General features: G+C 59.8%; 21 protein-coding genes. 12 read left to right on the forward strand and 9 right to left on the reverse strand.

Annotated features, from left to right (window positions below):
- Nucleotides 1-974: PAS domain-containing protein (locus B3605_RS20225; protein ID WP_414706997.1), on the reverse strand; the 974-nt coding region annotated here is incomplete at its 3' end.
- Between the two features lie 428 nt (nt 975-1402).
- Here B3605_RS20225 and B3605_RS20230 point away from each other — a divergent pair.
- From B3605_RS20230 to B3605_RS20255, 6 genes are all read left to right on the forward strand, one after another.
- Nucleotides 1403-2380, forward strand: coding sequence for an alpha/beta fold hydrolase (locus B3605_RS20230; RefSeq protein WP_289730149.1), 978 nt, complete (start codon nt 1403-1405; stop codon nt 2378-2380).
- A gap of 98 nt (nt 2381-2478) precedes the next feature.
- The gene (locus B3605_RS20235; protein ID WP_296435763.1) at nt 2479-3102 is read left to right on the forward strand and encodes a pyridoxamine 5'-phosphate oxidase family protein; all 624 of its coding nucleotides are present in this window, start codon (nt 2479-2481) and stop codon (nt 3100-3102) included.
- A gap of 2 nt (nt 3103-3104) precedes the next feature.
- The gene (locus B3605_RS20240) at nt 3105-3575 is read left to right on the forward strand and encodes a nuclear transport factor 2 family protein (protein ID WP_296435765.1); all 471 of its coding nucleotides are present in this window, start codon (nt 3105-3107) and stop codon (nt 3573-3575) included.
- 12 nt (nt 3576-3587) lie between these two features.
- Nucleotides 3588-4439, forward strand: coding sequence for an alpha/beta fold hydrolase (locus B3605_RS20245; protein WP_296435767.1), 852 nt, complete (start codon nt 3588-3590; stop codon nt 4437-4439).
- A gap of 225 nt (nt 4440-4664) precedes the next feature.
- A complete protein-coding gene (locus B3605_RS20250) occupies nt 4665-5066 on the forward strand; it encodes a GFA family protein (protein WP_296435769.1) in 402 nt (133 codons plus the stop codon).
- Between the two features lie 263 nt (nt 5067-5329).
- Nucleotides 5330-5716 (forward strand): GNAT family N-acetyltransferase, encoded by a 387-nt coding sequence (locus B3605_RS20255; protein WP_349677265.1) that lies wholly within the window; start codon nt 5330-5332, stop codon nt 5714-5716.
- Between the two features lie 203 nt (nt 5717-5919).
- On the opposite strand, the gene B3605_RS20260 is transcribed toward B3605_RS20255, so the two are convergent.
- The 8 genes from B3605_RS20260 to B3605_RS20295 form a co-directional block, all read right to left on the reverse strand.
- Nucleotides 5920-6666 (reverse strand): SDR family NAD(P)-dependent oxidoreductase, encoded by a 747-nt coding sequence (locus B3605_RS20260; RefSeq protein ID WP_112943139.1) that lies wholly within the window; start codon nt 6664-6666, stop codon nt 5920-5922.
- Nucleotides 6667-6683: 17 nt separating this feature from the next.
- Nucleotides 6684-7769 carry a glycerol dehydrogenase gene (locus B3605_RS20265; RefSeq protein WP_296435771.1) on the reverse strand — a complete coding sequence of 362 codons (1086 nt, stop codon included), beginning with the start codon at nt 7767-7769 and terminating at the stop codon, nt 6684-6686.
- Nucleotides 7760-8533, reverse strand: a complete 774-nt coding sequence (locus B3605_RS20270; protein ID WP_113197057.1) for an SDR family NAD(P)-dependent oxidoreductase — start codon at nt 8531-8533, stop codon at nt 7760-7762. Before B3605_RS20270 ends, B3605_RS20265 begins: the two co-directional genes overlap by 10 nt.
- Complete coding sequence (locus B3605_RS20275) at nt 8533-9216, reverse strand: HAD family hydrolase (RefSeq protein ID WP_296435775.1); 684 nt, start codon at nt 9214-9216, stop codon at nt 8533-8535. The genes B3605_RS20270 and B3605_RS20275 overlap by 1 nt, the downstream gene beginning before the upstream one ends.
- Nucleotides 9213-10715: a xylulokinase gene (locus B3605_RS20280; RefSeq protein WP_296435777.1), complete on the reverse strand. Its 1503-nt coding sequence runs from the start codon at nt 10713-10715 to the stop codon at nt 9213-9215. Before B3605_RS20280 ends, B3605_RS20275 begins: the two co-directional genes overlap by 4 nt.
- Nucleotides 10716-10742: 27 nt before the next feature.
- The gene (locus B3605_RS20285; RefSeq protein WP_289730138.1) at nt 10743-11720 is read right to left on the reverse strand and encodes an ABC transporter permease; all 978 of its coding nucleotides are present in this window, start codon (nt 11718-11720) and stop codon (nt 10743-10745) included.
- 13 nt (nt 11721-11733) lie between these two features.
- On the reverse strand, nt 11734-13248 hold the full coding sequence (locus B3605_RS20290; protein ID WP_289730137.1) for a sugar ABC transporter ATP-binding protein: 1515 nt from the start codon (nt 13246-13248) through the stop codon (nt 11734-11736).
- A 128-nt stretch (nt 13249-13376) separates the two neighbouring features.
- Nucleotides 13377-14348, reverse strand: coding sequence for a substrate-binding domain-containing protein (locus B3605_RS20295; RefSeq protein ID WP_037179307.1), 972 nt, complete (start codon nt 14346-14348; stop codon nt 13377-13379).
- 200 nt (nt 14349-14548) lie between these two features.
- On the opposite strand from B3605_RS20295, the gene B3605_RS20300 reads away from it, so the two are divergent.
- The 6 genes from B3605_RS20300 (at nt 14549) to B3605_RS20325 (ending at nt 19572) form a co-directional block, all read left to right on the forward strand.
- The gene (locus B3605_RS20300; protein ID WP_113197053.1) at nt 14549-15172 is read left to right on the forward strand and encodes a glucose-6-phosphate isomerase; all 624 of its coding nucleotides are present in this window, start codon (nt 14549-14551) and stop codon (nt 15170-15172) included.
- A gap of 25 nt (nt 15173-15197) precedes the next feature.
- A complete protein-coding gene (gene eda / locus B3605_RS20305; protein ID WP_113197052.1) occupies nt 15198-15851 on the forward strand; it encodes a bifunctional 4-hydroxy-2-oxoglutarate aldolase/2-dehydro-3-deoxy-phosphogluconate aldolase in 654 nt (217 codons plus the stop codon).
- Nucleotides 15848-16801 (forward strand): shikimate dehydrogenase family protein, encoded by a 954-nt coding sequence (locus B3605_RS20310; RefSeq protein WP_296435782.1) that lies wholly within the window; start codon nt 15848-15850, stop codon nt 16799-16801. Before eda ends, B3605_RS20310 begins: the two co-directional genes overlap by 4 nt.
- A gap of 2 nt (nt 16802-16803) precedes the next feature.
- Nucleotides 16804-17733, forward strand: a complete 930-nt coding sequence (locus B3605_RS20315; RefSeq protein ID WP_113197050.1) for a phosphoglycerate dehydrogenase — start codon at nt 16804-16806, stop codon at nt 17731-17733.
- 9 nt (nt 17734-17742) lie between these two features.
- Nucleotides 17743-18606 carry an MBL fold metallo-hydrolase gene (locus B3605_RS20320; RefSeq protein WP_296435784.1) on the forward strand — a complete coding sequence of 288 codons (864 nt, stop codon included), beginning with the start codon at nt 17743-17745 and terminating at the stop codon, nt 18604-18606.
- An 87-nt stretch (nt 18607-18693) separates the two neighbouring features.
- Complete coding sequence (locus B3605_RS20325; protein ID WP_112943149.1) at nt 18694-19572, forward strand: SIS domain-containing protein; 879 nt, start codon at nt 18694-18696, stop codon at nt 19570-19572.
- The last annotated feature ends 2 nt before the right edge of the window (nt 19573-19574 follow it).

The following is a 19574-nucleotide window of genomic DNA, read 5'->3' on the forward strand; positions in this document are numbered from 1 at the left end:
CAACCGCGTTTCGATCGGAGGAACTCTTCCCAGGACGTCCGCATCAGCTCGACGTCGTCAGGATGGAACATTCGATAAAAGCCAAACCCGACGATCTCTTCGAAGGGCAACCCCACGAAATCGATGAGGTTCTGGTTCCAATATTCCAAGGCGCCATCGGGCGTGCAAGACCAGGCCATCGCTGGTATCGTATTAACAATGAGATTAAGCTTGCGCTCGCTTTCCCGCAGAGCCGCCTCGCCCTCTCGCAGTGCGTCTTCGGCGGTTTGGAGTTTGTCGATGTCGATGTTGACGCCGAACCAGCGCTCAGTTCCATTGGCGTCGATCAGCTTGCGACCCGAAAAGTAAAACCACCGGTATTTTCCGTCCGCCCCGCGAATACGCCCCTTTAGGACCGTGTGGTCAGAATGAGCGAGATCTCGTTTCCAGATGTCGACCATGCCTGGAACATCGTCGGGGTGGTAGAGATCGAGAAAGCCCCAGCCGAGAACCTTCTCCGCCGGGAGACCGGCATAGTCCAACCAACTCTGATTGACGAAGTCGGCACTACCGTCAGGACGCGCTGACCAGACGAGTACTGGCAGCGAGTTGATGATCCGGCGGAGATTTTCCTCGCTTGCGGCAAGTGCTGTCTTTGTCGTTTGCAGGGCATCTTCTGCCTGCTTGCGGTCCTCGATATCCAGAACCACGCCATACCATCTCTCGACATCGCCTTCGGCATCGAGACGGGGCTTTTGTCGAAGCGTGCACCAGCGATATTGGCCATCCTTACGTCGGATCCTGCCGACAACTTCTCGCGCGCGGCGAGACGCCATGATTACGTGCCACTCCGAAGCAAGACGCGCGGTGTCGTCGGGATGGAAGATCTGATAAAAGCCGACACCCGATATTGCCTCGAGCGGCGCACCGATAAATTCCAGAAAGTGCTGGTTGGCGAAATCCAGCATACCGTCCGACGTCGCGGACCAAACCATCGCGGGTATCAGATCGATAATGGGTTCGGCTTGCGATTTTCTATCCACAACATGCTCCGCGGAGTTTTTCGACACCAAACTGCCAATGCCTAAATTGAAATTCTTACGGGTTTTCTGTGAGTTACGTAAGAACTAATCGATATACGAAGGTCTATGGCGACCATGCCATGGTCTAGTTGCATCGGACGTAGATCGCAATTGAGAGTGATCCCAATCCCGCATAATCGTTGGCTATCGCAGCTTTGACGAAGCCCGATCGAGTGAGGGGCTACATCGTTTGAGCCGCACCGAATCCGCATCAAACGTTCGGCGTCCGCGGTTGCCAACGCCGTGGGTGCGTTTGTCGCAATGGCGGCAGTCCCGCTGGTATGAGCAAGCGGTCCGTTTGAATGAAACTTTCGTTCCATCTTTATTACTGGGAGACTATCATGCGTAGCTTGGTTTTATGTCTGATGCTTGCGACTGCCACAATGACGACCGCGGCAGCAGCAGCAGATGCCGTTCCCGCAACAATTTCGGCAGACGTTCGCAAGGCCCCGTTTCCGGTCCATTACAGAACCGCGACTATCGAAGGTATCGACATTTTCTACCGCGAGGCCGGCCCCGCCAACGCTCCCGTCGTGCTGCTTCTGCACGGCTTTCCAACGTCTTCACACATGTTCCGCAACTTGATACCGCTGCTTGCAGATCGCTACCATGTCATCGCGCCGGACTATCCCGGTTACGGCCAAAGCGCTGCTCCCGATCATGACAAATTCGCATACACGTTTGCCGGTGCCGCCAACGTCGTCGACAAGCTGATGGATCACTTGGCGGTCAAAAGCTACGCGATGTATGTCATGGATTATGGTGCGCCAGTTGGTTACCGCCTGGCGCTGAAACACCCAGAACGCGTCAGCGGACTAATCATCCAGAACGGCAACGCCTATGACGAAGGGTTGAAGGCATTTTGGGATCCGATCAAGACCTACTGGTCCGATGGTTCGTCCAAGAGCCGCGAGGCACTCAATGGCCTCGTCACGCTGGAAACGACGAAGTTCCAATACACCGACGGCATGGAAGACGTTTCGCGCATAAGTCCTGACAATTGGGTTCACGATCAAGCGTTGCTGGATCGGCCGGGCAACCGCGACATTCAGCTCGATATGCTGTACGACTACCGCACGAACCTGCCGCTTTATCCCGACTTTCAGAACTTCTTCCGCGAGCGTAGGCCACCCACGCTGATCATCTGGGGCAAGAACGATTACATCTTCCCCGAGGCGGGGGCTCATCCCTATCTCAGGGACCTTCCGGACGCCGAGGTTCATATCCTGAATTCGGGCCATTTCCTACTCGAGGAGAAGCTGGACGTTGCGGCTCCGCTTATAAACGACTTCCTGGATCGCAATATTGCAAGCAAGTGAGCGATGAGATGCTGGTTAAAGGTGCGGCCAAGGCTCTGGTGAGCTAAGGTCGCACTGTCGCTGCAGTTAAGTGGGTAACCGAAATACGGAGATCATCTATGCCGTATCATTTCCTGGACGTTGCCATCACTGCGAATGTGCGGCAGGCGCAGGCCGAAATGGGGGCGGATCAAATCTGGCTGGGCGATCACCACCGCCAATCCGACAGTTTCACCGAAAGTGAGCTTGCCTTCATCGCGTCACGCGACAGTTTCTACATGGCCTCCGTCTCCGAAACGGGGTGGCCTTACGTGCAGCATCGCGGTGGCCCACCGGGCTTCCTCAAGGTGATCGACAAAAAGACGCTGGCATTCGCGGACTACAGGGGCAACCGCCAATATATCAGCACCGGAAACTTCACGGCGAACGACCGAGCCTGCCTCTTCCTGGTGGATTACCCACGGCGGGCACGTCTCAAGATTTACATGCATGTCGAGAAACTGACACTCGACGTTAATACCGCGCTGACCAGCCTCGTTACCGACGCCGGATACCGAGCCAAGGCGGAACGGATTTTCAAGCTCCGGCTGGAGGCCTTCGATTGGAACTGTCCTCAACATATAACCCCGCGATACACCGAGCGTGAGATCGAGCACGCCGTCACACCGCTGCGTGAGCGCCTGGCCCAACTGGAAGCCGAGAATCTGGCGTTGCGAACTCGCCTCGAAGCGATTGGAGAATAGACATGGAAACCACAAGACCGCCCCTTCCCCCTTTTTCTCTGGCATCGGCAACGGAAAAAGTCCGGTTAGCCGAAAATGGCTGGAACAGTCGCATCCCGGAAAAGGTGGCACTCGCCTACACTCCCGATAGCGAATGGCGCAATCGGTCAGAGTTCGTGAACGGGCGCGATGCTATTGTCGGTTTTCTCACCCGTAAATGGCAGCGCGAGATCGAGTATCGCCTCATCAAGGAGCTTTGGGCCTTCACCGAAAATCGTATCGCGGTTCGCTTCGCTTACGAATGGCACGACGACAGCGGCAACTGGTTCCGCTCATACGGGAACGAGAACTGGGAATTCGAGGCCAACGGCTTGATGCAAAGGCGTTTCGCGTCCATCAACGACGTTCCGATACGCCAACAGGACCGCCAGTTTCACTGGCCGCAAGGCCCTCGTCCGGACGACCATCCCGGTCTCAGCGATTTTGGTTTCTAGGGCGGACTGGAGATGAACCATCCGACCTATCACCGTGTTGACGTCGACGACATCAGCGTCTTCTATCGAAAGGCGGGAGACCCGACGAAGCCGACCCTGCTGCTGCTTCACGGCTTCCCGTCTTCGAGCCACATGTTTCGCGATCTGATCCCTATGCTTGCCGACCGGTTTCATTTGATCGCGCCCGACATACCCGGCTTTGGGCAATCCGAGTCACCGTCTCGATCTAAGTTCTCCTATACATTCGACAATCTTGCCAAAGTCATCGCAAGCTTCATCGAGATCCTGGGCATTGAACGGTTCGCTCTTTACGCCTTTGACATTGGCGCACCGATCGGGTTCCGGGTCGCAATGGGGCACCCAGAGCGTGTGACGGCGATCATTTCTCAGAATGGCAATGCTTATGAAGACGCTTTGGGAGAAGTCTGGGAGCCGATCAGGCGTTACTGGGTCGACCCGACGAAGCCCAACCGAGAAGCGCTACGCGAGATCATGAAACCGGCGGCCATTCGCTGGCAATACGAGCACGGCGTTTCGCGTTTGCCGCTCATTTCACCGGACGGCTATTCGCTGGACGCATTCTACATGGCGCGCCCTGATGCCGAGGAAATCCAGCTCGACATTGCGCTCGATTACGCGAGCAACGTGGCCATGTACCCTGCCTTCCAGGCCTATTTTCGCGAACATCAGCCACGGCTCCTGGCGATCTGGGGTGACAGGGATCCATTCTTTCTGGCGGTAGGTGCCGAAGCGTTCCGACGGGATCTGCCAAATGCCGAGGTTCGTCTACTCGATGCTGGCCACTTCGCAGTGGAGACGCACACCTCAGAAATCGCCAATTCGATTGTTGCCTTCCTGAGGTAAAGGGACCGTGTGACGCCCCGTCTTTGCCGCGCGAGCCCGGCGCCGCTCGTTTGTTGCCGATTGATCGTTTGCCCAATGAATTGCTATGACGTCTCAGTTTCAATCCGACCGCGAGCGGACCGGTAAGACGCTCACGTCTCGCTCATTTTGCCAGGTCATAGCAATTGCGGTGGAGGGTTCAATCCGGCAACATAGCGCGTCGACGGCACAAGAGGAGCTCATTTCATGATGATCGGCTCATGTCATTGCGGAAAGGCGCAATGGAGGCTGGAGGGTGATCCGGGATCCATAACTTCATGCAATTGCACAATGTGTCGCCGGTACGGCACGCTTTGGGCCTATGACTACGAAGATTACCGAGTTGCGGTCACCGGACCGACCGCCTCCTACACGCGCTCGGGAAGGGACAAGTCGCCGCTTGAGATCCTGTTCTGCCCTACCTGCGCCTGCGTACTCGCTTGGCGTGGCCTGGTGCTGGAGCCGGATGGGCGACGGCGGATGGCGGTCAATGTCAGGCTCGCGGCACCCGAGGCGGTAGCAGACCTAGCGATCGATCATTTCGACGGATTGGTGACGTTTACCGATCTGCCATCGAAGGGGCGATGCGTGCGCGATCTCTGGTTCTAAAGTGTTTCGCCATTCGACGGAAAATGAGATTGTCAGCATCGAAGCCGCCAAACGGATCGTATTTCAGCCGTCGAACTCGTTCCAGTGCCACTGACATGTCTTGCGGCCCGGCCGATCCGCAACAAGACAGGCCCCGATATGAAAGGGATTGCGCCTTGGCAGACAATCACTCCTTCCGCAGACCGACACCTAGCGACGCGGCCAGATGCTTCGAGATTTAGACATCAGCCTACGAAGGCGACAAGGCGGCCACCCTCGAAAGGATCGAAAATCGGATCACTCAGTTCCCGGAGGGCTTCCTGATACTCGAGGCAGAGGGAAAGATCGTAGGATTTATCAACAGCGGCTGCGCATACGAGGTCGTCATGTCCGATGAGGCGTTTAAGGAACTCGTCGGGCACGATCCGGCTGCACCCAACGCTGTCATCATGTCGGTCGTGGTCGCCCCTGCTGAACAGGGAAAGGGCTATTCGAAGCTTCTGATGCAACGATTCATTGACGAGATGAGAGCGGCACGAAAAGAGACGATCCATCTCATGTGCAAGGATCGGCGCGTGCCCCTCTACGAGAAGATGGGTTACAGATATGTCCGGCCGTCAGAATCGGACCACGGCGGCATCGCCTGGCATGAGATGGTAATGGATCTCTGAAAGAGTCGGGCTAGCACTCTGCTGGATCTCCGGCTGGGCCGACGATGCCGGAGGTGTCGCATCCCCCTCGAACGGCACGACAGCCCAGCTTATCGAGGAATTGAACCGCCGACTTCGGCAGATCGTCGGAAAGCCCGTAGATGTCGCAGCGCCGGGTCCGGGAATTGGCACTGTCAGTCGACCCTAATCAGCAGGCTATGTCTTTACCCGACACTGTAACCACCGTCGACCGGCAGCGTGACGCCAGTCACGAACGCGGCGGCTGGCGAACACAAAAACAGGATCGGGCCAACGAGGTCCTCGGTCGTTCCCCAGCGCTTCAGTGCCGATCGCTCGGCGATTTTCGCTTCGCTATCCGGCTGCGACCAGAGCGGCTTCGTCATCTCCGTGCGGTGATAGCCCGGCGCAACCGCGTTCACACGGACGCCGTCGCGACCATACTTATGCGCCATGGCGCGTGTCAACCCGACGATGCCCGTCTTACTTGCTGTATAGGCAGGGACGCTTTCATCGGCCAGATAGCTCAGCATCGACGCGAAATTGACAATGCTTCCCCCATTCTTCCTGAGCAACGGAAAGGCAGCGCGGGAGAGACGCATAGCGCTGCTCAGATTGACGTCCATGACATCGAGAAAGACATCCTCGTCCCACTCACTGTCTGGGCGCGCGATGCCCTGGCAATTGACCAGCACATCAAGCGTCGGCAGATCGGCAAAATATCGATCGACTGCGGCGCCGTCCCGCACATCAAGTTTTGAGAACGTGATCGTACCGGATGAGCTCGATCGGGCATCGTCAAGCCGGCGTTCGGAGCTGCCTGTGGCGAGCACGCGGGCTCCCTCCCCGGCGAAGCCTTGCGCAACGGCCAGACCGATGCCGCTCGTGCCGCCCGAGACCACCACCGTCTTACCATCAAGGAAGTTCGGCGCGAACGCCTCGTTTTTACCCATAGTTCTTACTCCATCGATTAGATCAACGCCGCCAGCGCTTCGATCACCATTCCTTCGGTGACCGGCATCGGCTCGTTGTGGATGATTTCGCCGGCGCGGCAGGCACGTCGCGCGACAATTTCCAGCTTCTCCCGCGAAGCCTCGGCAATCCCGATATCCGTCAGCCGCGTCGGAAGCCGCACCGATCGGCAAAAGTCGCGAACCCGCGTGAATTCGTCATGCCGGCCCTGGATCTTCAACCCGGCCAGCACGCCGATGGCCACCTTTTCGCCGTGCAGGTGATGATGCACATCTTCCAGCTCACAGAGGCCGTGATGTATCGCGTGCGCAGCGGCCACGCCGCCGGATTCAAAGCCTATCCCCGACAGGAGAATGTTGGCCTCCACGACCCGCTCGATTGCCGGTCCCGCCGTCTTCGCATCGCATTCCGTGAGCGCCGCTGCGCCGAACTCCAGGATTGTTTCCCGGCAAAACCGCGCAACCTCGAATGCAAGCGGCAGGCCGGGCATTTTCATGCAGTTCAACGCACCGCTTTGTCGGCACGCATCCGCCTCGTACCATGTTGCCAGCGCATCACCGATCCCGGCCGACAGGAAGCGCGCGGGCGCGGCAGCGATCAGGGCCGTATCGACAAGAACCAGGTCGGGATTGGCGGGCAAGAAGCTGTCATACGCGACCGTGCCGTCCTCGTTGTAGACGACCGCGAGCGCGCTGCACGGCGCATCCGAAGCGGCTATCGTCGGCACCACGATCACTGGCAATCCGAGATCGCGGGCAGCCGCCTTTGCCGTATCGAGCGCCTTGCCGCCACCGATACCGATGACGACATCGGCTGCGGCCGTCCTGGCACGAACGACGAGGCTGGCGATTTCAGCTTCCGAGCACTCTCCTCCGTGACGCACGACCTCGACATCGGAGTGACCATCGAACGCGTCCGACACGGATTTTTCGAGCATGCCGAAAATGCCACGGTCGAGCAGGGCCACGGCACGCTTGCCATACCCTTGCGCTTCCTGCCCTAGCAGCCCGATCGCGCCCGTTGCCTGAATATAGCGGCCGGGGAAGCGTGCGCCGCGCGGCTTGATGTCAGCCGTCACCAGCATACGTAGCCTCCATCGGCGAGCACGATCGAGCCGGTCATCAGGCTGGATGCGTCGCTGGCGAGGAACAGGATGACGGAAGCGACCTCGTCGGTGCGGCCAAGCCTGTTCATCGGGGTGCCGCCGACCCAGTGCCTGTACATCTCGGCGTCCTCGTAAACGTACTTGTTCATCTCCGTGTCGATATAGGTGGGCGCCACCGAATTGACGCGAACGCCGCGCGCGCCCCATTCGGCGGCGAGCGACTTCGTCAGATGGTGAACGGCTGCCTTGGAGGCGTTGTAGTTCGCCTGCTCCTGCGGGCGATTTACAACGAAGCCGGACATCGAGCCGACATTGACGATGGTGCCGGAGCCGCGATCGAGCATCGACTTGCCGAACGCCCTGCAGCACCAGAAAACGCCGTTCAGATTGACGTCGATCACCTTGTTCCAGACATCGTCTGCCATGGTTTCGGCCGGATGATTGCTGATGGCGATGCCGGCATTGTTGACGAGGATGTCGACCCGGCCATGGCGGGCGACGATCTCGTCATGGGCCGCCTGCACGGCTTTGACATCGGTAACGTCGAGCACGACGCTGTCGACGCCGTACCCCTTGGCGGCAAGCGTCGCCGTTGCTTCCTTGAGCAAGGCATCGTTCATGTCCGTCAGCACGACTTTCGCTCCAGCTTCCGCCAGCGCCTCGACGGCGGCGTAGCCGATCCCGCGCGCGGCGCCGGTGACGACGGCAATCTTGTCGGTGAGCTTGAACTTATCGAGATACATTAGTCGCATCCTTGAAGGGTCGTTTGCAAAGGAAAGGAAGAAAGTAGGCCGGTGAGCGTTGAAGCCAGATCGTTGGGATCGGCCAGGATCGCCGACGGCGGAAAGACGAGGTCGGTCCTATGTGGCTCGGGCCATCCGATGACGGTCATTCCCGCAGCAAGACCAGCAACGGCGCCGGGAGTGCTGTCCTCGACCACGATGCAGTTTTCGGGACTGACGCCAAGCAGATGCGCCGCCCTGAGATAGGGTTCGGGATCCGGCTTTCCACGCACGACGTCATTTCGGCTGACGGTCACAAGTCCGGGCTGCTGCAGGGATGCAGCTCGCAGATTGGCATCAACCAGCATGCGGTCCGAATTCGAGACAATGGCGAAACGGGTGCCCGTTTCTGCGAGCAATCTCAAAACGGCATCGACCCCACGGCGGCGCTCTAGTCTGGCAGCGCCGGCCAGATAGCATCGATACTTGCCTTCGACATAATCATCGAAGGATGGCTTGAAACCGATCGCCTCTCGCAGCAGTGCGTGGCAATCGGCGCCGCTCATGCCGGTCATGCGATCAGCGAGCGCGTCCGGCACGTGGTATCCCATCTGGAGCAGTGCCTGTTTCATGGCATCGAAATGCAGCCCCTCGCTATCAACGAGGGTGCCGTCCATGTCGAAAAGTACGGCTCTTTCTGTCATTGCGGCAGCCCGTCGAGATCGTTGTAGAGGGCCTGGCTGTGCGCATAGAGCTTCTCGAAGAAGGCCTGCATCGGCCGATAGGTTTCAGCCCAGCGCGGATCAGGCTCGATTTCCTGCGCGTAGGAGACAAAGGCCCCGGCTGCATCCTCCACGCCTGAAAACTGCCCGGTTGCCGCCGCCGCCATGATCGCGCAGCCGACCAGGCCGCATTCCGGTTCGGAGGGAACCAGGATCGGAATACCGTAGACGCTGGCCTTGATCTTCATCCAAAGCTCGGTTTTCGCCCCGCCACCCGACGCAATGACCCGCTCGAGTGGCGCACCGGAAATGCGATCGAGAATATTGATATGGCGCTTGGTGGCGAATGCGACGCCTTCGAGCACCGCGCGGTGCATATGCGCAAGACCATGCGCGGCACCGATCCCGAAGAATTGCGCGCGCGCATTGCGATGCTCGCCAAGCCGCTCACCGGTGAGGTACGGCATGAAGAACAGCTTATCGGATCCGGCAGGTGCCTCGGCAGCCTTTGCGACAATGTCCTCATAGGACGATTTCTTCTCGTCGAACGCCCGTCTTGCCCAGCGCATGGCGTCGCCGCCGGACTCCAGAAGCATGAAGGCGCCCCAGTTTCCTTCGACAGTCCCGACGTTGCAGATTGACGGATCAAGAAGCGGTTTGGCGGCGATCGCGGTGATGATTGCTGAGGTTCCCATCACCTCCGAACCTACGCCCGGCCGGCATACGCCGGATCCCAAAAGGGCCACCGGATAGTCGGCCCCGCCGACCAGCACCGGCGTGCCCTGGCGCAGCCCGGTCTCGATCGCAGCGTTCTCGCTGACGGTGCCCAAAATCTCCGTTGGATTGCGAAGCGGCGCCAGTTTACCGGCATCGAGCCCGAGCAGCGCGATCATCTTGCGCGACCAGTCGCCGCTACGGGGATCCATCAGAAAGCTTGCCCCGCCGTCGTTGCGATCCATGGCGATCTGGCCGGTCAGGCGCAGATTGACGTAATCTTTTGGCATCAGCACGGCGGAAGCTTTGCTGTAGGCAGATGCGTCGTGGTCGCGCAGCCATTGCAGCTTGAAGCCAGGCCAGGCGGGCGTCGGCGGGTTGGCGCAATCGGAAAGATAATCGTTCGGCGCATGCGCGGCCTCGAAGGCCGTCACATAGTCGACGGTCCGCTTGTCGTTCCAGAGCGGCGCGGTCTCGCGCACCAACTCCCCATCGTCGTCGACAAGCACCGTGCCGTGCATCTGGCCGCAGGCTGCAACGGCAACCACGCGAGAGCGCGCATCGGCAACCTGTCCCAGGACCTCCCGGACCGTAGCGACGACGCCCGCCCACCAATCCGCCGGACGCTGCTCAGCCCAGCCGAATTGCGGAACGATCTGCTCGTGCTCGCGGCTGCAGACCGCAAGAATTTTGCCCTTGGTGTCGACGAGGGCGGCACGAACGCTGCCGGTGCCGACGTCGATGGCAAGGAAGAGATCATTTAGCATGCTACTTACCCCTGCAGGAGGCGGACACTACTTGCGAAACCAGTTGGAGGCATATTGCAGGAGCATCGCACCGATGATGATGCAACCCATGAAGACCTGCTGGTGATAGCCGGGCACGCGGGCAAGGTTCATCATATTGGCGATAATGCCAAGCACAAGCACGCCGATGAAGGTGTTCATGACGCCACCGCGGCCGCCCATCAGGCTGGCGCCGCCGATCACGACGGCAGCGATCGCGTCGAGCTCCGAACCGACACCGATATTGGCCGAGCCGATGCCGGTGCGGCTTGTCGAAACGATACCGGCCGCGGCCGCGAGCACACCGGAGATCACATAGACAGCGGTGGTGTAATAGGCGACCGGAATACCGGACAGTCGCACGGCTTCTACATTCGAGCCGATCGCCTTTACCAGGCGTCCGAAGCGCGTGAAGGTCAGGACGATGCCGGCGATGACGAAGACGATCGCCATCAGCACGACGGGGTAGGGAATGGTGGCGATCGAGCCGGAGCCAAACGTCGTGATCCAGATCCCTGCGTCGCCCATCTGAATGGGCTGTCCGGCGGAGACGATCAAGGAGAGACCACGCGCGACCGTCATCATCGCAAGCGTCGTCACGAAGGGCGGCAATTTGAGGAAGGCGACGAGGACGCCGGAGGCAAGGCCGCAGGCTGCGCCGGCGATCAAGGCGGTCGCGACCGCTCCGCCGGTGCCGTAGTCCTGGATGACGATCGCCGAAAGCACGCTGCCGAGCGCTGCCACCGAACCGACCGAGAGATCGATACCCCGGGTCAGGATGACGAAGAGCATGCCGATTGCCATCAGGCTGGTGCCTGCGCTTTGCCGGAGAACGTTGATGATGTTGCGCTGGGTCAGAAAGACATCCGACATCGAGGTCGCCACGATCAGCAGGGCGATCAGGATGGCCAGCGTGCCGTAGCGGTGCAGGATGTTGGAAATGTTCAGCGAAGGCGAACGGTGAGCGGTTTCGGTGAGTTCGGTCACGGCTTTAACCCAATCAGTTGCTGGTCGCGATGGCTTCGGCCTGTGAGACGGTATTGACCATCGCCAGCTTCAGCAGTTTCTCTTCGGTGTAGTCTTGCGGGTCGAGCGACCCCGTCAGTTCTCCCTCACGCATCACGAGAATGCGGTCGCACAGCCCGAAGAGCTCGATGTGTTCGGACGAGATGACGAGCACCGCCCTGCCCTCGGCCGCAAGCGACTTGATGAGCGAGTAGATCTCGGTCTTTGCGCCGACATCGACGCCGCGGGTCGGCTCGTCGAAGATCAGAAGGTCGCCATCGGCGTGAAACCACTTGGCGAGCACGACCTTCTGCTGATTGCCGCCGGAAAGGCTCGATGCGGGATCGTTGAGACTGCCGGCCTTGATACGCAGGCGCGCCGCCAGCTTTTCGACGGTCGCGCCTTCTGCCGCCCGCCGCACGAAACCGAACGCATTGACCAGCGGCCCGAGCTTCGACATCGTCGCGTTGACGCGGATCGGAAAATCGAGAACGAGCCCCTGCTCCTTCCGGCTTTCGGGAACAAGCCCTATCCCTGCCTTAACGGCAGCGCGAGGGTTGTTCACGCGCACTTCCTTGCCATGCAGAAAGATCTTGCCCGAACGGGCCTTCTCGGCGCCGAAGATGAGGCGCACCAGCTCGGTGCGACCGGCTCCAACTAGTCCGCCAAGCCCGACGATCTCGCCTGCCTTGACAGAGAGCGACGCGCCTCGAATGCGCGCACCATCCGACAGCTCCTCGATCCGCAGCACTTCTGCGCCGATCGGCCGTTCGAGATCGTCTCCGAAAAGAGCCTTCAGCGATCGGCCGACCATCATGCGGATGACGTCGTCGATCGCAACGTCCTGTCGCTCCACGGTCTGGACGGACGCACCATCCTTCATGACCGTGATACGGTCGGCGATGCGAAACACCTCGTCGAGGCGATGAGAGATGTAGATGATGCCGACGCCGCGTGCTCGTAGTGTCCGGATGATGCCGAGCAGGCGCTCGGCATCCTGCACGGATAAAACCGCCGTCGGCTCGTCGAACACCATCACGCTGGCATTCTTGGAGAGCGCCTTGGCTATTTCGACGACCTGCTGATGAGCAACGGACAGATCGGACACGGTCGCGGACGGCGAGATCGAAAAGCCCAGGCTGGAGATAAGCTCCGCGGCGCGCCGGTTGAGGTCCCGCCAGGAGATGACCGAGGGTATCTCGGCCAGAAAGATATTCTCCGCCACGGTGAGGTCCGTCGCCAGCGCCATTTCCTGGTGAATAATGGCGATGCCCTTATCGAGCGCATCCATCGGCCCCTTGAACCGCTGCTCGTGGCCGCGGACCTTCACGCTTCCAGATTCAGGGATGTATTCACCACCCAGAACGCGCATCAGCGTCGATTTGCCGGCGCCGTTCTCGCCGAGCAGGGCGTGAACCTCGCCGCTGCGCAGAGCGAAATCCACACCTTGAAGGGCGCGTACCCCGCCGAAGGATTTCCGGATGCCGGTCAGCTCAACAACAGTTTCCATAGCGTCACATTCTGCTTGTCACGACCAAGCCGCGCTCTGCGGCGGCACCGGCGCGAGCCGGCTTCCGAGGTCATTGAATGGGTGGCCGGCGGGGACGAAACCGCGCCGGCCACAGGGAGGATCGGGTCTTAGAATACCGCGTCCTTCTTCAGGTACTTGTCGACGTTGTCCTTGGTGATCGCGGTCGGCGTCGTGTAGGTGATCTTGGAGATATCGCCGGGCAGCTTGCCATCGAGCGCCTTCTTGGCGAGATCGACGGCCGTGGCGGCAACGAGCGCCGGATCATTGAGACCGGTTGCGCCATACTTGCCATCCTTGATCGCCTGCAACGCCTCCTTCTGGCCATCTGCGGCCGCCAGGAACAGGACGTCGCCCGACTTGTTCGCCTGCTCAAGCGCCTTTTGCGCGCCGAGCACCATGGAGTCGTTTTCGCCGAGCACGACGTTGACGTCAGGGTTCGCGGTCAGAAGGTCTTCCATCGCCTTCAGGCCACCTTCGTTGGTCCAGGCGCCCCAACCCTGGCCGACCACCGTGAAGTTGGCACGACCTTCGTTGCGCAGCTGGCCTTCGGTCAGACCTGCCAGCACGCCCAGGCGGCGCTCCTGGCCGACTTCATTGCCCTTGTCACCGGAGATCAACGCGATCTTGAGCTCCTTGCCCTTGGTCGCATCGGCGAGCCACTGGCCGACCAGAAGGCCGTTCTGCGAGTTCGAGGACTGGACCAGGGTTACGAAATTGGCCTGGGCGTCGATCGTCGAGTCGATCACGAAGACCTTGACGCCCGCTGCGGTGGCCGCGTTGACGGCCGGAACAAGGCCCTTGCTGTCGCGCGGATTAATGATCAGCGCGCCGATGCCCTGCGCGACCATGTCTTCGACGTCGGCGACCTGCTTGTTGAGATCGTTCTGGCCATCGACGGAGATGACTTCGCAGCCGAGCTCTTCGGCATGCTTCTTCGCCGAGACTTCCTGTGCGGCGAAATACGGCGCGTCCAGCGTCTTCATCGAGATGCCGATCTTGCAATCGGCCGCCTGCGCGGTCGCCATGGCAAGTACCGATGCAGCTGCGCAGAGCGCAAGCGTCATTACAGTCTTTTTCATTTTCGTTTCTCCTCCGGGTGAGCGCTTTCAAGCGCAAGCCATCTCCTGGCTGAAATGTAGCGTAGTTACATGAATTTTTCCCGTCAACATATTTTTTGTTCAATTTCTACGTTTTTGCAGCGCAATATAGCCTAAAAATTTCGCTTGCACGTGTTTTCATATCTATTTATGTAATTCTACTACCGAACGGAGGATGAATTATGATGCGGGAACCAGTCTCAAGCGTCGTCGACACGATTGGCGGCGGAATGAGCGGAAAGACGGGGCGATACGAGAAGCGCCTGAGCGATCTCAACGGGCTCTACGCCGACGAAGCCGCATTCGAGGCGGCGCTCGAAAAGCTCGGCGATGTCGTCGTCTACGACGTGGAGGATTTTCGTCCGGGAACACACAGTGGCGACCTCATCTACGGTGTCACGCGAATGAGCCCCGGCCGGATCGCTGCCGAGTTCTTCCTGACGCGCGGACATATCCACGCCAAGGCGGATCGGCCCGAGATATATTATGGCCAGAAGGGTCTGGGACTGATGCAGCTCGAATCGCCGGCAGGCGAGACGCGCATCGTCGAGATTGGGCCGCAGACGATCTGCTATGTGCCCCCCTTCTGGATCCACCGCTCCATCAACATCGGCAACGAGGATCTGGTGATGGTTTTCGCCTACCCCTCCGACAGCGGCCAGGATTACGGAATCATTGAATCCTCCCGCGGCATGCGCCACCGCGTCGTAAGCAACGGAGCCGAAGGTTGGAAACTCATCGAGAACCCGGCCTATCAACCGCGCAGCGAGGACACGGTTCGCGCGCTGATGAAGTCCTACACCTGATCGCCAAGAGCTTGCGGAGAATGCCATGACACATCCTATCGACCTTATCGCCGGTCTCGGCGTCGTTCCCGTTATCGCAATCGAGCGCGCCTCGGATGCGGTGGCGCTCGCCGATGCGCTGCTCGAGGGCGGATTGCCGGTGGCCGAGATTACCTTTAGAACCGATGCCGCCGCAGATGTACTTGCAGCCATGCGCGACGCGCGCCCCGAACTGTGCATCGGCGCAGGCACCATCCTCGACCGGACCAATCTGAAGAAGGCAATCGCATCCGGTGCGCGTTTCGGCTTGGCGCCGGGATTCGATCCCGACATCGTCGATGCCGCCAAGACTGAAAACCTGCCTTTCTGCCCGGGGATCATGACGCCATCCGATCTGACGCTTGCGGCCGCGCGTGACGTGCGGCTGGCGAAGTTTTTCCCGGCCGGCGTAGCGGGCGGTCCGAAGGCGCTGGCGGGCATTTCCGCCCCCTTCGCCCATCTCGGTATCCGCTTCATCCCGACGGGCGGCGTGACCGAGGCAACGATCGGAGAGTGGCTTGCGCTTCGCCAGGTGATCGCGGTGGGTGGCACCTGGATTGCCAAGACCGAAGATATTCGCGAGGGCCGCTTCAAGGATATCGCGAAAAACGCCGCAGCTGCCGTCAAGGTCGCAAAGGAAGCTCTGGAGAAGCGCGCGTGAGCACTTACGAACCCGCAACCAGCCCGACACTCTATTTCATCGGCGTGACGACCGGCAAAAGCTCGATCATGAAGGTCTTTCCCGCCTGGGGAAATTTTCTCGGATTAAAGGACGCCGAAATCAAGGGCATCGATTTCAAGCTGCACGACGATCCCGCAGCCTATCGCAAGGCGGTCGAGTTCATCCGTGATGACCCGATGTCCATGGGCGCGCTTGTCACCACCCACAAGATCGACCTCTTCCACGCCTGCAGGGACATGTTCGACGTGATCGATCCGCATGCGCTGTTGATGGACGAGACCAGCTGCATCTCAAAACGGGACGGAAAGCTGATCTGCCACGCCAAGGATCCGATTTCGTCGGGCCTGTCGATCGACGGCTTCCTCGGCGAAACCTACTTCGCAGACAACAACGCCGATCTGTTTTCAATGGGAGCCGGCGGATCGACGATCGCGCTGACCTGGCACCTGATGCGAAAGAGCCGCGGCAGAAACGTGCCGTCGCGCATCATCGTGACCAATCGCAGCCAGCATCGCCTTGACGAGATCAAGCGTATCCACGAGCAGGTCGACTTCGACGTACCGGTCGAGTACCTCCTGGCAGAACGTCCTGAAGACAACGACAAGGTTCTGGCCACATTGAAGCCCGGCTCCCTCGTCATCAATGCTACCGGCCTCGGCAAGGACGCACCGGGTTCGCCCTTGACGGATGCCGCCGTCTTCCCCGAACGCGCAGTTATCTGGGATCTCAATTATCGTGGCGAGCTCGTCTTTCTCGACCAGGCTCGTCGTCAGCAGACGGAACGGTCGCTGCGCATCGAGGACGGCTGGACCTATTTCATCCACGGCTGGACGCAGGTCATCGCCGAGGTCTTCGACGTCTCGATCCCAACATCGGGTCCTTCGTTCGATCGCATATCCGAGATCGCCATTCAGGCCGCGGGGAGATGAGCATGAACCAACGTATTCTCGTCACACCGCGTTCGTTGACGCAGGAACCGCATCCCGACGTCGAGCGGATGCGAGAGCAAGGCTTTGAAATCGTCTATTCTACGGCAGGCGCAATGCCGAACGAGCAGGAATTGATCGATCTGGTACCCGGCTGCGTTGGCTGGCTCGCCGGCGTCGAGCCGGTTACCCCAAAGATCATTGAGGCGGCCGCGTCCTTGAAGGTCATCAGCCGCAACGGCGTGGGTGTCGACAACCTCCCGATCGACATGCTCAAGGAGCGTGGCGTCAAGGTGATGATCGCAGAGGGCGCCAATTCCATGGGGGTTGCTGAGCTCACGATCGGTCTGATTTTCAGCGCCCTGCGTTCCATTCCGCATTCGGATGCCGGCATCAAGGCCGGTGGCTGGCCAAGGTTGCGGGGCGCTGAAATCCATGGCCGCACCGTCGGCATCATCGGCTGTGGCGCGATTGGACGGGAGGTCGCACGCATGGTAATCGCTCTTGGCGCGCGCGTTGTCGCGTTTGATCCGGCCCGGCCAAATCTCGATCTTCCGTCGAGCGCATTTTCGTATGCCGAGGTCGACGACATCGTCGACGAAGCTGATATCTTAAGTCTGCATTGCCCCCTTCCCCGAGATGGCTCAACGTTTCTGGACCGCAACCGCATCTTCTCGGCGAAGAAGGGGCAGGTTATCGTTAACACGGCCCGCGCCAAACTGGTGGACGAAGATGCCTTGATTGAGGCGCTCGATCTCGGACATATCGGCTCTTATGCCACTGACGTCTTCGAACAGGAGCCGCCGGTTTCGTTGACGCTTGCCACGCACGGACGCGTGATCGCGACGAGCCACATCGGCGGCTTCACCGCGGAAAGCGTTGACCGCGCCACGCGGATAGCGGCCGACAACCTGCTTTCCGTGCTGTCAGCCTGAGTTCGACCGATGCGCGTCAAGCTGACAGAAATGCCAACGGGAGAACCGTTGGCTGAGCGATTGAGCCGGCCGCCGAGCGAGAAAACGGAGATATACTGGCTCGGTCAGGCCGGCTTCGTCATCGACATCGTGGGGATGCGGTTGGTCGTCGACCCCTATCTTTCCGACAGCCTGGCTGTGAAATATCGAAACACACCGCGCCCACATGTGCGCTTGATGCAGCCTCCTGTGCTCGCGGACGAGATCCTCCACGTCGATCTCGTGCTTTGCACGCATGCCCACACCGACCACATGGATCCCGGCACCTTGCCGTTGCTGCTTGAGGCCAATCCTCGCTCCAAGCTTGTCGCACCCCGCGCGGTGGCCACCCAGGCCATGGAGCGCTCGGGCGTGCATGAAGACCGCCTCATTCTCACTTGTGCCGGCGGACCCATATCGCTGCCTATGAATGTCGAAATCATTCCGACGCGCGCCGCCCATGAGACGCTGGAGATGGACGAGGACGGCAACCACCGATTTCTCGGTTATGCCATCCGGGGCGATGGTACGTGCATCTGGCACTCCGGCGACTGCATTCCCTTCATCGGACTTGAGGAGGAAGTGCGACGACTGCGACCAGATGTTGCTCTCCTACCAGTCAATGGCAAACGCCCCGAGCTTTCGCAAAACGGCGTACCCGGGAACTTTTCGCTTCACGAAGCAATCGCCGTTGCCCTGCATGTGGGCGCTAACGACCTTATTGCGCACCACTACGGGCTCTTCGATTTCAATACTGAGCAGCCTGAGAAAATTGACGCCGCGGTCACCGCAACCACCGGTCTCAACCTGCATCGCGCCAAGACAAACACACTATACACGATGCAAAATCGCTAACCGCGCAAGCGCATACACCGAACACCTTGCTCTTAAACCACTAAACTTCTAGTTTTCGCAGTCGAAAATGCAGGAAAGGCAATCCGGATGGATAGCGACATCAGAAGCAGCAACGGCCGAAACATCATAGAAGTCATCCGGACGATGCGACCCGAACTGCGTAAGTCTGATCGCAAAGTTGCCGACGTTGTGCTCGACGATCCGCGCCGGATCATGAACGCGACCGTAGGCGAAACGGCGACGCTTGCCGAGGTCAGCCAGCCGACGGTCCTTCGCTTTGCGACAGCAGTCGGTTGCAACGGCTTTCAGGACCTCAAGATACGCCTCGCGCAAAGCCTTGCCTTTGGCACGCCGGCAACCCATTCGGTCCTTCTCGACACTGACGAGCCGGAGGTGATCGCCGAGAAAATCTTCGACTACACCATGACGAGCCTCGATTGGGCTCGCTCGAAACTCGACAAGATCGCGCTTCACAAGGCCATCGACATACTGGCCGCTGCCCGTTCAATCGTATTCTTCGGCTTCGGAGCATCGGGCATCGTGGCGCGCGACGCCCAGCAGAAGTTCCCGCTTTTCGGCGTACCTTGTGGCGCCGAACTCGATTCCCACCAGCAACTGATGGTCGCTTCGATGATGAAAGAGGGTGATGTCGCCTTCGTCATCTCGAATACCGGCACCACCCGATCGATCATCGAGATCGCGCGTATCGCGCGTGAGAACGGCGCCATCGTCATCTGCCTGACCGGTTCGGAATCGCCTTTGACGCATTATTCGGACGTCTCGCTAATCGTGGAAACACTCGAGAACACCAATACGTACACACCAACTATATCTCGCATCGCTGCACTTGTCGTCATCGACATCCTGTCGACCAGCGTTGCCATGCGCCGGCCAGAAGGCGAGCGGGCCCGCATCAACCAGATGAAGCGTCAGCTGAGCGACATGCGCAAGATGCAGCCGATCTGAGG

Source organism: Rhizobium sp. UBA1881 (assembly GCF_002338015.1).
Taxonomy (GTDB): Bacteria; Pseudomonadota; Alphaproteobacteria; order Rhizobiales; family Rhizobiaceae; genus Rhizobium.

What these genes read in the sequence shown, in the direction of transcription:
- B3605_RS20260 (WP_112943139.1), bottom strand. Translation starts at nt 6,666, where the DNA reads ATGGGTAAAAACGAGGCGTTCGCGCCGAACTTCCTTGATGGTAAGACG.
- B3605_RS20280 (WP_296435777.1), bottom strand. Translation starts at nt 10,715, where the DNA reads ATGCTAAATGATCTCTTCCTTGCCATCGACGTCGGCACCGGCAGCGTT.
- B3605_RS20320 (WP_296435784.1), top strand. Translation starts at nt 17,743, where the DNA reads ATGCGCGTCAAGCTGACAGAAATGCCAACGGGAGAACCGTTGGCTGAG.
- B3605_RS20235 (WP_296435763.1), top strand. Translation starts at nt 2,479, where the DNA reads ATGCCGTATCATTTCCTGGACGTTGCCATCACTGCGAATGTGCGGCAG.
- B3605_RS20265 (WP_296435771.1), bottom strand. Translation starts at nt 7,769, where the DNA reads ATGCTGGTGACGGCTGACATCAAGCCGCGCGGCGCACGCTTCCCCGGC.
- B3605_RS20275 (WP_296435775.1), bottom strand. Translation starts at nt 9,216, where the DNA reads ATGACAGAAAGAGCCGTACTTTTCGACATGGACGGCACCCTCGTTGAT.
- B3605_RS20230 (WP_289730149.1), top strand. Translation starts at nt 1,403, where the DNA reads ATGCGTAGCTTGGTTTTATGTCTGATGCTTGCGACTGCCACAATGACG.
- B3605_RS20245 (WP_296435767.1), top strand. Translation starts at nt 3,588, where the DNA reads ATGAACCATCCGACCTATCACCGTGTTGACGTCGACGACATCAGCGTC.
- B3605_RS20270 (WP_113197057.1), bottom strand. Translation starts at nt 8,533, where the DNA reads ATGTATCTCGATAAGTTCAAGCTCACCGACAAGATTGCCGTCGTCACC.
- eda (WP_113197052.1), top strand. Translation starts at nt 15,198, where the DNA reads ATGACACATCCTATCGACCTTATCGCCGGTCTCGGCGTCGTTCCCGTT.
- B3605_RS20325 (WP_112943149.1), top strand. Translation starts at nt 18,694, where the DNA reads ATGGATAGCGACATCAGAAGCAGCAACGGCCGAAACATCATAGAAGTC.
- B3605_RS20290 (WP_289730137.1), bottom strand. Translation starts at nt 13,248, where the DNA reads ATGGAAACTGTTGTTGAGCTGACCGGCATCCGGAAATCCTTCGGCGGG.
- B3605_RS20300 (WP_113197053.1), top strand. Translation starts at nt 14,549, where the DNA reads ATGATGCGGGAACCAGTCTCAAGCGTCGTCGACACGATTGGCGGCGGA.
- B3605_RS20250 (WP_296435769.1), top strand. Translation starts at nt 4,665, where the DNA reads ATGATGATCGGCTCATGTCATTGCGGAAAGGCGCAATGGAGGCTGGAG.
- B3605_RS20295 (WP_037179307.1), bottom strand. Translation starts at nt 14,348, where the DNA reads ATGAAAAAGACTGTAATGACGCTTGCGCTCTGCGCAGCTGCATCGGTA.
- B3605_RS20315 (WP_113197050.1), top strand. Translation starts at nt 16,804, where the DNA reads ATGAACCAACGTATTCTCGTCACACCGCGTTCGTTGACGCAGGAACCG.
- B3605_RS20240 (WP_296435765.1), top strand. Translation starts at nt 3,105, where the DNA reads ATGGAAACCACAAGACCGCCCCTTCCCCCTTTTTCTCTGGCATCGGCA.